The organism is Anaeromyxobacter diazotrophicus (genome assembly GCF_013340205.1).
GTDB classification, from domain to species: domain Bacteria; phylum Myxococcota; class Myxococcia; order Myxococcales; family Anaeromyxobacteraceae; genus Anaeromyxobacter_A; species Anaeromyxobacter_A diazotrophicus.
In genome coordinates this window covers 179629-193164 of the sequence record NZ_BJTG01000009.1, presented here as the reverse complement: position 1 = coordinate 193164, position 13536 = coordinate 179629, and the positions used below count along the sequence as shown (strand labels likewise).

Genomic DNA, 13536 nt, shown 5'->3' with positions numbered 1-13536 from the left:
GTTGGCGCGCTGCTATGAGCCGGGGAAGAACGGCTTGCCGAGCGAGGCCGGCATGTTGAGCCGGATCCAGGCCGCGTTGCGGGAAATCAGCACGAGGACGACGATGGTAGCCGCGTACGGCAGCATCGTCATGAACTGACTGGCCACCTGCACGCCCTGTGCCTGGAGGTGGAACTGGAGCATGGTCGCCCCGCCGAAGAGATAGGCGCCGAGGAGGATGCGCGCCGGGCGCCAGGTGGCGAACACCGTCAGGGCGAGCGCGATCCAGCCGCGCCCCGCCACCATCCCCTCGACCCACAGCGGCGTGTAGACGACGGAGAGGTAGGCGCCGGAGACGCCGCACAGCGCGCCCCCCACCATGACGGCCGCCAGCCGGATCCGCCGCACCGGGTAGCCGAGCGCGTGCGCGGCGTCGGGGGCTTCGCCGATGGACCGCAGGACGAGCCCGGCGCGCGTCCGGTAGAGGAAGAGGGCCGTGAGCGGCGCGAGCAGCATGGTCAGGTAGACCACCGGGTGCTGCTGGAAGAGCGCCGGCCCGAGGAAGGGGAGGTCGCGCAGCACCGGGATCGAGGGCGCCCCGTGCTGCACGAGCTGGCGGCCGACGTAGTCGATCCCGACGAAGGCGGAGAAGCCCGCGCCGAACAGGCTCACCGCGAGGCCGGTGGCGTACTGGTTCGTGTTGAGCCAGATGACGAGCCAGCCGAACAGGGCGGCCAGCGCCGCGCCGGCGAGCGCCCCGGCGGCGAGCGCGAGCGCCGTGTTGCCGGTGTGGAAGGCGACCGCGAACCCCGACACCGCGGCGACCAGCATCGTGCCCTCGGCGCCGAGGTTGAGGACGCCGACGCGCTCGTTCACGAGCAGGCCCATCCCGGCGATGGCGAGGGGCGTCCCGGCGCTCAGCGTGGCGCCGACGAGGAGGGCGAGCTCGTTCATCGCGAGGAGCTCCAGCGCGGGCGGTAGAGGGTGAGCGTGTCGCAGCCGAGGAGGGCGAGGAGGAGCACGCCCTGGAACACGCCGCTCACGGCGGAGGGCAGGCCGACGCGCGACTGGGCCAGCTCGCCGCCGATGAGGATCATGGAGAGCAGCACGCTGCCGAGCACGCAGCCGAGCGGGTGGAGCCGCCCCACGAAGGCGACGATGATGGCGGTGAACCCGTAGCCGTTCGAGACGTACGGGGTGAGCTGGCCCATGGGGCCCGCCACCTCGAAAGCGCCGGCGATGCCGGCCAGCGCGCCCGAGATGAGGAGCGCCGTCCACAGCGCCGCGCGGGACGAGAACCCCGCGTAGCGCGCCGCCGCCGGGGCGGGGCCGCCCACCTGGAGCTGCATCCCGCGGTAGGTGCGGAAGACGAACAGCCACATGGCGAACGCCGCCAGGAGCGCCACCGCGACGCCCCAGTGCAGCCGCAGGCCGGGGAAGACGCGCGGCAGCGCGGTCGCGGCGGAGAAGCTCATCGTCTGCGGGAAGTTGAAGCCCTTCGGGTCCTTCCACGGCCCGAAGACGAGCCAGTTGAGGAGCAGGTTCGCGATGTAGACGAGCATCAGGCTGACGAGGATCTCGTTCGCGTGGAACCGGTCGCGCAGGAAGGCGACGATCGCCGCCCAGGCCGCGCCGCCCGCCGCGCCCGCCAGGACGACGAGCGGGAAGAACGCCCACGGGGACAGCGGCACCCGCGCGGCGGTCACCCACAGGGCCAGGCCGCCGCCGGTGATGGCGCCGACGAGGAACTGGCCCTCCGCGCCGATGTTCCAGATGTTGGAGCGGAAGCACAGCGCCAGGCCCACCGAGCACAGGATGAGCGGGGTGGCCTTGAGCCCGAGCTCGGTCAGGGCGCGCACGCCGTGGAAGGGCTCGAGCAGGAACACCGAGAGCACGCTGCCGGGGTCCTTCCCGAGCGCGAAGAAGAGGGTGCCGCCCGCCAGGACGGTGACCACCAGGGCGATCACCGGCGAGAGGATGCCCATCCACGGCGAGGGGACGGTCCGGGGCTCGAGCCTCAGCGTCATCGCGACTCCCCGGTGGTGGACGACGCCGTCCCGTCCGCGGGCGGCGACCAGAGGCCGCTCATCCAGGTCCCGATCTGCTCCACCGTCGCCTCGGAGGTGGGGACGGAGGGGGAGAGGCGCCCCTTCGCCATGACGTACAGCCGGTCGGTCACCGCGAACAGCTCCTCGAGCTCCTCCGAGATGACGAGCACCGCGCACCCGTCGTCGCGCAGCGCCACGAGCTCGGTCCGGATCTGCGCCGCGGCGCCCACGTCCACTCCCCAGGTCGGCTGGGAGACGATGAGCACCTTGGGGACGGCGTCGATCTCGCGGCCCACGATGTACTTCTGGAGGTTCCCGCCCGAGAGGCTCTTGGCGGTCGCCGCCGGCCCGGAGGCCTTCACCCCGAACCGGTCCATGATGCCCACCGCCTGCTCGCGCAGCGCCCCCCGGTCGATCCAGCCGAGCGCGCGGAGCGACTCGCGGCGGGTGAGGAGCAGGTTGTGGGCGAGCGAGAGCAGCGGGACCGCCCCGCGCCCGAGCCGCTCCTCCGGGACGAAGTGCAGCCCGAGCCGCCGCCGCTGCCCGGCGCGCAGGCGCCCGATGCCGCGGCCGAAGAGCTGCACCGCGTCCACCTCGGCGCGGGGATCCTCGCCGGAGAGGGCCGCCAGGAGCTCCTGCTGCCCGTTGCCGGAGACCCCGGCGATCCCCACCACCTCGCCCTCGCGCACGTCGAGCGAGACGCGCTCGAGCGGCACGCCGAACCGGTCGTGCGGCGGGAGGCTCAGCTCGCGCACGTGGAGCGCGAGCTGGCCCAGCTTCGGCGCCCGGCGCAGCAGCCGCGGGGGATCGGCGCCGATCATGAGCCGCGACAGGCTGGCGGTCGTCTCCTGGGTCGGGTCGCAGGTGCCCGAGACGCGGCCCCCGCGCAGCACCGTGCAGCGGTGGCAGAGGGCGCGGATCTCGTCGAGCTTGTGGCTGATGTAGAGGATGGAGCAGCCGGTCGAGGCGAGCTGCCGCAGCGTGACGAAGAGCGCCTCCACCGCGTTCGGCGTGAGGACCGAGGTCGGCTCGTCCAGGATGAGGAGCTGCGGGTTCGCGAGGAGGGCGCGGACGATCTCGACCCGCTGGCGCTCGCCGACGGAGAGGGTGTGCACCGGGCGGAGCGGGTCCAGCTCCAGCCCGTACTCGGCGGCCTTGGCGCGGATGCCCGCCGTGACCTCCCGCAGCTTCACCTTGCGGGAGAGGCCCAGCCACACGTTCTCCGCCACCGTGAGCGTCTCGAAGAGCGAGAAGTGCTGGAACACCATCGCGATGCCGAGCTCGCGCGCCTGGTGCGGAGTGCGGATGTGGACCGGCGCGCCGTTCCAGCGGATCTCGCCGCTGTCCGGCCGGGCCACGCCGTAGATGATCTTCATCAGCGTGGACTTGCCGGCGCCGTTCTCGCCCAGGACCGAGTGGATCTCGCCGGGCTGCACGGTGAGCGCCACGTCGGCGTTCGCGACCACCGCGCCGTACCGCTTCGTGATGTGTTCGAGCTGGAGGCGGGGGGTGATCACGTTCGAGTCCGCTGGGGCCGGAGGCAGGGCTGCACGGGGCGCCGTGCCAGGGCGGCGGAGATGGGCGGAAAGGCGCAAAGCTAGCTCGACACCCCCGGGGGGCGCAATCGGCGTCGGAGGGGACGCTCGCGGGCGCGCTCCGCCGCCGGAGGCGGCGCGGACCCGGGCGGCGGGCGGGCCCTGGGTGCGCGCCGAAATACGGGATACCCGGGGTTGGGCGCCTGCGGTAAGGGTAGCGTTCCCCGCCTCGGGGACACGGGCGTCGTCTCCAGGGGGAAGCCCCGCGTGCTCTCCAGTCTCCGCCTCAGGCTGCTCGCGCTGGTGGTGGTCGCGCTCCTGCCGGCGCTGGGCGTGCTCGCCTTCGCCTCCCTCGCGCACCGGCGGCTCCTCGTCAGCGACGCCCGCGCCGAGGCGGACCAGCTCGCCCGGCTGGTCTCGGAGATCCACCAGCGGCCCGCGGACGGCGCGCGGGGGCTGCTGCTGGCGGTCTCCCGGATGGACCGGGTGGTCTCCCGGGATCCGAGCTGCAGCGCGCAGCTCGCGCCGCTGCTCGCCCGCGACCCCATCCACCTCAACATCGGCGCCATCGACCTCGACGGGGACGTCTTCTGCAGCGCCGCGCCGCAGCGGGGGCCGGTCAACCTGGGGGACCGCCGCTTCTTCCGCGAGGCGCTGGCCACCCGCGACTTCGGCGTCGGGGAGTACGTCGTCTCGCGGATCGTCGGCGCCGGCTCGCTCGGGTTCGGCCAGGCGGTGTTCGGCGCCGACGGGGCGCTGCGGGCGGTCGCCTTCGCCTCGCTCGACGTCGGCTACCTGCAGCGGCGCCTCGACGCGCTGGCGCTGCCGGAGGGGGCCGACGTCCAGGTGCTCGACCGCCGGGGCGTCATCATCACGGCACGCGGCCACCCCGAGCGCGCGGGGCAGCCCTACGACGCGGCTCGCCTGGCGCTCCTCGCCCGCGCGCGCGCGCCGCTCGACTTCCCCGGGGTGGACGGGGTCCCCCGCATCCACGCGCTCCAGACCGTCTTCGGGAGCGGCAGCGAGCCCGTGATCCAGGTCGTGGCGGCGCTCCCCACCGCCGCCGTGCTCGCGCCGGTGAACCGGATCACCGCGCTCAGCCTGCTCGCGTTCGGGCTGGTGGCGGCGCTGACGCTCCTCGCGGCGAGCTGGGCCGGCGAGCTCCTCCTGGTGCGCAAGCTCAAGGCGCTCATCGCGGCCGCGCGGCGCCTCTCGGCGGGCGACGCCGGGGCGCGCACCGGGCTCGTGCCGGGCCAGGAGGAGCTCGGCGAGCTCATCCGGGCGTTCGACGAGATGGCCGACTCGCTCCAGCGGCAGGAGGCCGAGCGGGGCCGGCTGGAGGAGCAGCTCCGCCACGCGCAGAAGCTGGAGGCGGTCGGCCAGCTCGCCGGCGGCGTGGCCCACGACTTCAACAACCTGCTCACCGCCATCCTGTCGTGCGCCCGGATGATCGAGGGCGAGCTGCCGGACGGACACCCCGCGCGCCAGGACGCGGCGGAGATCGTGGCGGCCAGCGAACGCGCGGCCGCCCTCACCCGGCAGCTCCTCGCCTTCAGCCGCCGCCAGCGGCTCGCGCCCCAGCCCATCGCGCTCGCGGACGTGGTGCGCGGCCTGGAGAAGATGCTGCGGCGCCTGCTCGGCGAGGCGGTGGCGCTCGAGGTGGTGCTCGAGGCGCGCGGCGGCGCCTCCGCGGACCCCGGGCAGCTCGAGCAGGTGATCGTGAACCTGGCGGTGAACGCCCGGGACGCGATGCCCGGCGGCGGCCGGCTCACCATCACCGTGAGCGAGCGCGAGGGGGCCGTCCCGGCGAGCGGCCACGACCCCGGGCTGCCGGCGGGCCCGCTCTCGGTGCTGTCGGTGAAGGACTCCGGCGCCGGGATGGACGCCGAGCTCCAGGCCCGCATCTTCGAGCCGTTCTTCACCACCAAGGCGGCGGGGAAGGGGACCGGCCTCGGCCTCTCGACCGTCTACGGCATCGTCGCGCAGAGCGGCGGGGCCATCCGCGTCCGCTCCGCGCCGGGCGAGGGGTCGGAGTTCATCGTCTACCTGCCGCACCACGACGGTCCGTGCGCCGCGGCGCCGGCGGTCACCCCGGCCGCCGGGGGCGGCTCCGGCGGCCACGAGACCATCCTGCTCGTGGAGGACGACGACGCCCTGCGCGCGGTCGCCCGCCGCGCGCTGCAGCAGCGCGGCTACACCGTGCTCGACGCGTCCGCAGCGGCCGCCGCGCTGGCGATCGCCGCCGAGCACCCCCGCCCCATCGACCTACTCCTGACCGACGTGCTGCTGCCGGACGAGAACGGGCCCGCGCTCGCGCGCCGCGTGGGCGCCCTGCGGCCGGGGGTGCGCCTCGCCTTCATGTCCGGCTACACCGGCGACGCGCTCGGCGCCGAGCTCCCCGCCAGCGCCCCCTTCCTGCCGAAGCCGTTCACGCCGGCCGCGCTCCTCGCCGCCGTGAGGCGGGCGCTGGACGCCCCCGCGCCGTGAACGAGCCGGGCCGCCCGGCGCGCCCGGGGTTAAGGGAGGGAGCGTGCTCAACGACGCCCTGAAGGTGTGGACGTTCGACCGGGGCGTCGGCCCCGACATCGCCGCCCGCGTGGCCCTCGAGCAGCTCGAGGTGCCGGACCTGGAGGTGGTGCTGGTGTCCACGCGCGGCGACGTGATCACCGTGCAGGTGGTGGAGGGCGCCCTCTCCGACGCCGGCGACGTGCTGTACGTGGCCGGGCGCGGGCTGTACGAGCTCGTGCGGAGCGAGGCGTGGCCGCCCGCGACCGCGGAGGGCGCCCCGCGCGTGCTCCTCACCCTGAAGGCCTGGCCGAGCGCGTGAGCCAGGGGCCGATGCGCCTGCACCTGGTCGACGGCACCTTCGAGCTGTTCCGGGCCCACCACGCCAAGCGGCCCCCACACCGCGCGCCGGGCGGCTGGGACGCGAAGGCCACCGTGGGGCTGGCCGCGTCGCTCCTGGCGCTCCTCCACGACGAGGGCGAGGCGGTCACGCACCTGGCGGTGGCGTTCGACAACCCCATCCGCTCCTTCCGGAACGAGCTCTGGCCCGGCTACAAGTCGGACGAGGGCGTCCCGCCGGAGCTCCGGGCGCAGTTCGACGCCGCGGAGGAGGCCACCCGGGCGCTCGGGGTGGTGGTGTGGTCGATGCGCGAGGTCGAGGCGGACGACGCCCTCGCCACCGGCGCGGCGCGGTTCGGCGAGGCCGCGGCGCAGGTGCGGATCCTCACGCCGGACAAGGACCTGGGGCAGTGCCTGGCGGGGCAGCGGGTGGTGCAGGTCGACCGCATCCGCCGGCGCGTGCTCGACGAGGCGGCGCTGCTCGCCCGGCGCGGGATCCGGCCCGAGAGCGTCCCCGACTGGCTGGCGCTGGTCGGCGACGACGCCGACGGGATCCCCGGCCTGGCCGGCTTCGGCGAGCGGACCGCCTCGGCCCTGCTGGCGGAGCACCTCCACCTCGAGCACATCCCGCGCGATCCCGCGGCCTGGCCCGCCGGCGTCCGGGGCGCGGCGCAGCTCGCGCGGCAGCTCGAGGCGGAGCGCGAGGCGGCGGGGCTCTACCGGCGCCTGGCGACGCTGGTGCGGGACGTCCCGCTGGCGGAGTCGCTCGAGGACCTGCGCTGGCGGGGGATCCCCCGCGCCCGCTTCGAGGCGTGGTGCGAGGCGCTGGGGGCGCGCGCGCTGCTGGCCCCGCTCGCCGCGCGGCTGGCGGCGCGCGACCCTCCCTGAGGCCGGCCTCGCGCCGGCCCCGGGTCAGTCACCGTCTGCGCCGAGGAGCTTCGCCAGCGCCTCGAGCCGCGGCGGCTTGGCGAGGTGGGCGTCGAACCCGGCCTCGGCCGCGCGGGCGCGGTCCTCCGGCTGGGCGTAGCCGGTGAGGGCGACGAGCCGGGTCGACCGCAGCGCCTCCTCGCGCCGCAGCGTCCGCGCCACCTCGTAGCCGTCCAGGTCGGGGAGCCCGATGTCGCACAGGACGACGTCGGGGCGCAGCTCGCGGGCGAGGGCCACCCCGGACCGCCCGTCGCACGCGAGGTGGACGGCGTGGCCCTCCAGCTCCAGGAGGTCGGCCAGGGTCTGGCCGGCGTCCGCGTTGTCGTCGATGACGAGCACGAGTCGCCTCCGGGCGCCCGCGCCCGCGGCGGGCGCGCTCGCGGGGCCGCCGCCGGCCGCGAGCGGCAGCGAGACCACGAACTCCGCCCCTTGCCCGGGCCCCTCGCTGCGCGCCCGCACGGCGCCGCCGTGCAGCTCGACCAGGCTCTTCACCAGCGCCAGCCCGAGGCCGAGCCCGCCCAGGGTCCTGGCGAGCCCGTGGTCCGCCTGCGCGAAGGGCTCGAACATCCGCTCCACGTGCGCCGGGTCGATGCCCTGTCCGTCGTCCTGGACCCGTAGCACCGCTCGCCCGTCCTGGACCTCGAGGCGCACCGCCACCGCGCCGCCCGCCGGCGTGAACTTGAGGGCGTTGTTGAGCAGGTTCCCGAGCACCTGCGCGAGCCGGGTCCGGTCGGCCTCCACCCGGACCGCGTCCGCGCCCTCCTCGAGGTGCAGGGCGATGCCGCCCCGCGCGTAGAGGGCGCGCTGGTCCTCGACCGTCGCCCGGACCACCTCGCGGAGGTCGAGCGGCTCGCGCCGGAGGTCGATCTTGCCGCGCGAGATGCGCGTGACGTCCAGCAGGTCGTCGACAAGGCGGGCGAGGTGCCCGGTCTGGCGGCCGATCACCTGCTGCGCACGCCTCGCCTGCTCCGATCCCGGCGCCGCGTGCTCCAGCACGTAGACGCCGTTGCGGATGGGGGCGAGCGGGTTGCGCAGCTCGTGCGAGAGGACGGCCAGGAACTCCGTCTTGCGGCGGTCGGCCTCCCGGAGCTCCTCCTCCATCGCCTTGCGGGCGGTGACGTCCTGGCCGTACAGGTTCACCTCGGCTCCGACCGGCACCACGCTCATCGAGAAGAGCGCGTCGCCGCACCGCACCTCCGTCTCGAGCCGCCGCCCCTCGGCGAGGGCGCGCCCGGCCAGCGCGGCGAGCTCGGGCGGTGCCGTGCGCCCCACCTCGACCTGGAGCGGTCGCAGCCGCGCCCGCGCCGCCTGGTTCGCGTACAGCACGGTGAGCCCGCCGTCGACGCGCAGGACGGGGTCGGGGTTCTCCTCCGGGAACCGGGCGAGGGACCGCTGCGCGGCGGCGGCGCGGCTCACCCGGCCGGCGCTGCGCCACAGGAAGACCGAGAAGAAGAACACCAGCGCGAGGACCAGGGCGCCGTCGCCGGTCGCGACGCCGTACAGGCCGCGCCGCTCACCCTCGACGGCGAGGAGGCCGAGGGCCAGCGGGACGAGCAGGGTCCAGGGGAGCACGCGCCGCAGGAAGGCGCCGCCCTCGTCTTCCCGGAGCAGCAGGGCCGCCGGCCCGTCACCGCGGCCCGCCAGCACCAGACCGAAGCCCAGCGTGAGCAGCGCGAGCACAGTGGGCCAGGCGATGCCGGTCAGCGGGGCGTGGCCGTAGAACGCGCCGATGCCGAAGAGGTACCCGACGGCCGGGACCAGGTTGACGAAGCACGTCGCCAGCCCGAGGTACGGCGCGATGAAGCGGACCCGCCTCCAGCCGAGCGCGAGGAGGCCGGCCCCGAGGAGCGCGAGGCTCGCGGAGGCGGGCGGCCCCATGCGGTTGGGGCTCACCGTGGCGGCCGCTCCGGGGAGCTCGGAGGCGAGGAGCTGATCCACCCCGAGGTCACACTGGAGGAGGTGCTCCGCGAGGGTGGCCGCGCCGGTGATCAGCACGACGGCGGCGGCCGCCGTCCCCGCCCAGCGCCTCCCGCCCGCCGCCTCGCGAGGGCCGAGCAGGAGCAGCGCGAACCCGGCCAGCGCGACGCCGAGCGCGGCGTTCGTCTTCATCGTGATGGCGCCGGTGGCCGACCAGCGGGCCGGAAGCCCCGCGAACCACGCGCCGAAGAAGAAGAGCCCGAGGAGGAGGGCCGCCCCGCTGGCGGACGCCACGGCCCAGCCGAGCTCGCGAGGCCTCGACGCCGCCGCCGGCGGCGCGCCGGCCGGACCCTCGCCGCGGGTCGCTGGCCCGACTCTCTCGGTCATCTGAGCTCCGTCCGCGGCTCGAGCCCAGCATCCTACCTTCCTGGGGAAGCGCGAGGGGCGATGTTTCGGACGGGCGGCGGGCGCCGCGCGGCCAGCGAGGCCAGGGCGCGGGGCTCCGTCCTCTTCAGGGGACGACCCAGGCGCTCGCGGCGACCACGCGCGTCCCCTCGGGCTGGGCGAACCGCACCAGGTACCCGCCCTTGGAGGCGAAGCGCTGCCCGGGCCCGAGCCCGAGCCGCGGGTAGTACCCGTTCACGAGCCGGTGGCTCAGCATCACCTCCACCCGCTCCACCAGGTAGTCGCGCACGAAGCTGTCGAGCATGTGGCCGAGGGTCTCCGACAGGATCACGCAGGCGAGGTAGGTGTCGGTCTGCACCCGCTCCGCCACCACCGGGATGTGCCGGACGGTGAACCAGCCGAGCGGGAAGTTCATGCGCACCTTCCGCTGCTCGGGCAGGTCGAAGGGGTAGGTCAGCCGCGCCGCCCCGCGCCAGGCGGCCGGGAGCGGTGCGCGCTCGAGCTGGCCCATGAGGCCGGACGCGTAGACGGCGCCCGCGCCCGGGGCGGCGGGCAGCGCCGCCAGGTCCCCGGGCCGCAGCCACAGCGCGACCGCGTCGTGCGCGCCCGCGTCCGCCAGGGCCGCCGCCAGCGTCCCCGGCTCCTGGCCGGCCCCGAGCACCCGCGTGGCGAACGCCAGCCCGGTCGGCGCGAGCGCCGCCTGGAGCTCCCGCGCCGCCTCCTCCCCGACGTCCCCCTGCCGCACCACCTGCACCAGCCGGCGCAGGTCCAGCCGCTCGCGGTCCTCCCGGACCTGCCGCGCCATGAGGCGCGCCTCCAGCAGCACGCCGCGCGAGAAGTAGACCGGGTAGAAGTCCCGCTCCGCGGCGACCGGCAGCTCGACGTTGGGCAACAGGCACGGGAGGGCGGCGCGCTCGCAGAAGCGGTGCACGGGGGCCCAGGTCTTGCCCCCGATCCCGGAGATCACCGCGAAGACGGGGGTCGCGGCGAGCCGCTCCCGCAGCTGCGCCTCCCACCCGTCCGGCGGGCCCGAGAGCTCCCACACGTGGAGCTGCCACTTGCGCGTCACCCGGTACATCACCCCGCGGGTCGACTGCAGGGGCGGGCTCTCGCCGCGGTAGCCGGCGTTCTTGTCGGCGAAGAACTGCCGGAGCACGTCGAGCATGCCCTGGCGCCCCGCCGGATCGGCGTCGGGCGTGACGACGGTCGCGAAGTGGAGCGTGTCGCGCGTCACCCCCGGTACCGGCTCGCTGGTGAGCCGCCTGAGGTAGGCGACGAGCGACGCCATGGTCGCCCCGTCGAGCGCGTAGCGCGGCATGAGGTAGCTGAGCCGCCGGCCCTGCTGGTCCACGCCGTCGCGGATGGCGCGCGCCAGCGTGGCGTCGGTGTAGGGCTCGCGGTGCGGGACGTAGCCCTGCACGTGCGGTAGGTCGGGGTCCTCCACGTTCCGCGCGCCCGGGCGGAAGAGGTAGCGGCCGATGATGGGCGGGATGACGATCTGGCCCTCCCAGCTCCCCAGCCCGCTGCGGCGGTGGCAGGTCGCGCAGGCGGCGGCGGCGCCCTCCACCCCCACCCCGCCCTCGCGCTCGCCGCGCAGCGCGCGGCCCGAGGGCAGCACCCCCTCGCGATACAGCCGCTCGCCGGCGCCCGCCGCCGGGCCGGCCGGCGCCGCCTGCGGCGCCAGCGCGAGCGCCAGGAGCGCCGCGAGGCCGAGGGCGCTCACCGCGTGGCGACCAGCTCGTGGAGCTCGTGGGCCAGCTCGTCCGCCGAGGCGAAGCCGTCGATCCGCACCCAGGGCCGGCCCGGCGCGGCGCGCAGGAAGGTGACCGGGGTGTGGTCCATCTTGTCGCCGCGGTACGCCTCGAACGCGCGCTGCACGGCGAGGCTCGCCTGCGCGGTGCCGGTGTAGTGGCGCCAGCCCGGGCCGGCGTGGAACCGCCGGGCGTACTCCGCCAGCCGCTCCGGCGTGTCCTGCTCGGGGTCGATGGAGATGGAGACGAGGTGCACCCGCTCGCCCGCGAGCCGATCCTGGAGCTGCGCGAAGATCCGGCTCATCACCGGGCAGATGCTGGTGCAGGAGGTGAAGATGAAGTCGAGCACCACCGGGGCCCCGTCGGTGAGCTCGCCGGGCAGCGTCACGGTCCGGCCGTCGTCGCGCACCAGCGGAACGGAGGGCAGCGCGTACTCGGCCGTGGAGCGCGTCGCTCGCTTCATCGCGCCCGCCGCGTGGTGGTGGTGGGCGTGCGGATCGGGGGCGTCCTCCGCCCGCGCGGCGCCGGGGAGGAGGGCGAGCGCGCCGGCGAGGGCCAGCGCCAGCGCGGGGTGGGTCGGGCTCGGGGTGGGGTGCACGGCGACCTCTCGGGGCTGCGGGTGAACGGGCTCCCCGCCTCGGCGGCGAGGGGCGCGCGGCGGGCTCACTGGGGCGTGGTGAAGCGGGCGTCGTCGAGCTCTGGGTTCAGGAAGACGCGCTCGATCGTGATCTTCTCCGAGCCTTCGACGCCCTCGACGACGGTCTCGAGGAGGTGCGGGATCATGAGCCCGTGCACCGGGCGGTAGTCGCGGAGGTAGGTCGAGACCGCCCGGCTCTTTCCGTCGAGGCGGCGGGCGCCGTCGACCTTCACGTCGAGGAAGGTCTGCGCGTCCACCCAGACCTGCCGCACCTGCCCCTCGGCCGAGGTGATGGCGAGCCGGTACGCGTCGCGCCCCTCGACCTGCTCCTCGCCGACCAGCGCCACCCGGTGCCCGCGGGCCGCGGCCTCGAGGAGGGGCCCGTCGAGCTCGGCCTGCTGCGAGGCGAGCCGCAGCTCCTCGGCGCTGAACGGCTCCACCTCGCGGCGCCCGAGGAACGGCCGCAGCTTCCGGCCCTGGCTGCCGTCGAACACCTGGACCGCGGTCTGGCCCTGGAAGGCGATCTCCAGGCGAGTCTTGTGCGGCCGCTTCAGCTCCATCGCGAAGGGGAGCTGCACGGGCTGCTCCGGCTCCGCCGCCCGGGCCTGGACCGCGGCCCGCCGCAGCTCCCCCTTGGTCTGGCGGAGCTGCCGGAGGTAGCTCGCCGCCAGCTTGACCGGGTCGCGCGGCCGCCCTGCCTCGAGCTTGCCCGACATCGCCAGGGACTCGACCGCGCGCCAGGCCGCGGCGCCGCCGCGCGCCGCCGCGTTCTTCTCCAGGATCGGGCGCGCCGCGCGCTCGGCGGGGCTGGCGCGGTGGCAGCCGGCGAGCGCCAGCGCGAGCGCGAGGGCCGCGGCGAAGGGCGCGTGGGGTGGGGCAGGCCGGACGCGGCTCGTCATGAGGAGGCTCCTCCCGATACGCGGGCCCGGAGTGGGCGGCCCGCGCGGCGTTGCGATCGATTGCTAATCGACGACCAATCCTTCCGCTCGGAAATTACCAATCACGAGCGTGACGTGCCCGCCTTTGCGCACCAATCCGCCCGGGTTGCCGAAGATCATGAAGTAGGTGCGGTTCGGCTCGAGGGGGGCCACCTGGCGCAGCTCGCCGACGTTCTCCATCGCCGGGACCGCGAGCGCGGTGTGCGTCGCCTCGTCGATGAGGTACGGCCGCACCTTGCGGTCGGTCAGCGCCGCCGCCCGGCCCGGATCGACCACGCGGTAATTGAACCGCAGCATGTAGCCGGACGAGACGCGCCGGACGCCGACCACGTCGACCCCCCAGTTGCGCTCGAAGTAGTGGCCGTGGCGGGCGTGCCACCTCGCCGCCTCGGCCGCGGCGGTCGCCCGCGGAGGGCGCGGCCGGGCCTGCCCGCCGGCAGGTGGGGCGCCCGCCGCCGGTTCCCCGGCCTGCGCCGCGGCGCCGGCGAGGGCCGCTGCGAGCAGGGACGCCCGCAGCGCCGCCCCGAGGGCTCGTGTCGCCACGCCGCGCATGGT

General features: G+C 75.6%; 11 protein-coding genes. 3 read left to right on the top strand and 8 right to left on the bottom strand.

The features are described from left to right. Positions 1–12: 12 nt before the first annotated feature. The 3 genes from HWY08_RS18250 to HWY08_RS18240 are packed head-to-tail and all read right to left on the bottom strand — an operon-like array spanning position 13 to position 3544. Positions 13–933: an ABC transporter permease gene (locus HWY08_RS18250; protein ID WP_176067865.1), complete on the bottom strand. Its 921-nt coding sequence runs from the start codon at positions 931–933 to the stop codon at positions 13–15. Beyond that, positions 930–2006, bottom strand: a complete 1077-nt coding sequence (locus HWY08_RS18245; protein WP_209005183.1) for an ABC transporter permease — start codon at positions 2004–2006, stop codon at positions 930–932. Before HWY08_RS18245 ends, HWY08_RS18250 begins: the two co-directional genes overlap by 4 nt. Then, positions 2003–3544, bottom strand: a complete 1542-nt coding sequence (locus HWY08_RS18240; RefSeq protein ID WP_176067863.1) for an ABC transporter ATP-binding protein — start codon at positions 3542–3544, stop codon at positions 2003–2005. Before HWY08_RS18240 ends, HWY08_RS18245 begins: the two co-directional genes overlap by 4 nt. 285 nt (positions 3545–3829) lie before the next feature. Here HWY08_RS18240 and HWY08_RS18235 point away from each other — a divergent pair, with 285 nt between their 5' ends. From HWY08_RS18235 to HWY08_RS18225, 3 genes are read left to right on the top strand one after another with little or no spacing between them, the layout of a single operon-like run. Then, on the top strand, positions 3830–6049 hold the full coding sequence (locus HWY08_RS18235) for an ATP-binding protein (RefSeq protein ID WP_176067861.1): 2220 nt from the start codon (positions 3830–3832) through the stop codon (positions 6047–6049). A gap of 43 nt (positions 6050–6092) precedes the next feature. Continuing rightward, positions 6093–6389: a hypothetical protein gene (locus HWY08_RS18230; RefSeq protein ID WP_176067859.1), complete on the top strand. Its 297-nt coding sequence runs from the start codon at positions 6093–6095 to the stop codon at positions 6387–6389. 11 nt (positions 6390–6400) lie between these two features. Beyond that, positions 6401–7294: a 5'-3' exonuclease gene (locus HWY08_RS18225; protein ID WP_176067857.1), complete on the top strand. Its 894-nt coding sequence runs from the start codon at positions 6401–6403 to the stop codon at positions 7292–7294. Positions 7295–7318: 24 nt separating this feature from the next. Here HWY08_RS18225 and HWY08_RS21955 read toward each other — a convergent pair whose 3' ends face one another. From HWY08_RS21955 to HWY08_RS18200, 5 genes are all read right to left on the bottom strand, one after another. Further along, entirely contained in the window at positions 7319–9637 is a 2319-nt protein-coding gene (locus HWY08_RS21955; protein WP_235969697.1) for a hybrid sensor histidine kinase/response regulator, read from the bottom strand. 124 nt (positions 9638–9761) lie between these two features. Next, positions 9762–11378 carry a c-type cytochrome gene (locus HWY08_RS18215; RefSeq protein WP_209005182.1) on the bottom strand — a complete coding sequence of 539 codons (1617 nt, stop codon included), beginning with the start codon at positions 11376–11378 and terminating at the stop codon, positions 9762–9764. Continuing rightward, on the bottom strand, positions 11375–12004 hold the full coding sequence (locus HWY08_RS18210) for an SCO family protein (RefSeq protein ID WP_209005181.1): 630 nt from the start codon (positions 12002–12004) through the stop codon (positions 11375–11377). The genes HWY08_RS18215 and HWY08_RS18210 overlap by 4 nt, the downstream gene beginning before the upstream one ends. A gap of 65 nt (positions 12005–12069) precedes the next feature. Next, positions 12070–12942 carry a LolA-like protein gene (locus HWY08_RS18205; RefSeq protein ID WP_176067855.1) on the bottom strand — a complete coding sequence of 291 codons (873 nt, stop codon included), beginning with the start codon at positions 12940–12942 and terminating at the stop codon, positions 12070–12072. A gap of 63 nt (positions 12943–13005) precedes the next feature. After that, on the bottom strand, positions 13006–13524 hold the full coding sequence (locus HWY08_RS18200) for a hypothetical protein (RefSeq protein ID WP_176067853.1): 519 nt from the start codon (positions 13522–13524) through the stop codon (positions 13006–13008). Positions 13525–13536 lie beyond the last annotated feature (12 nt).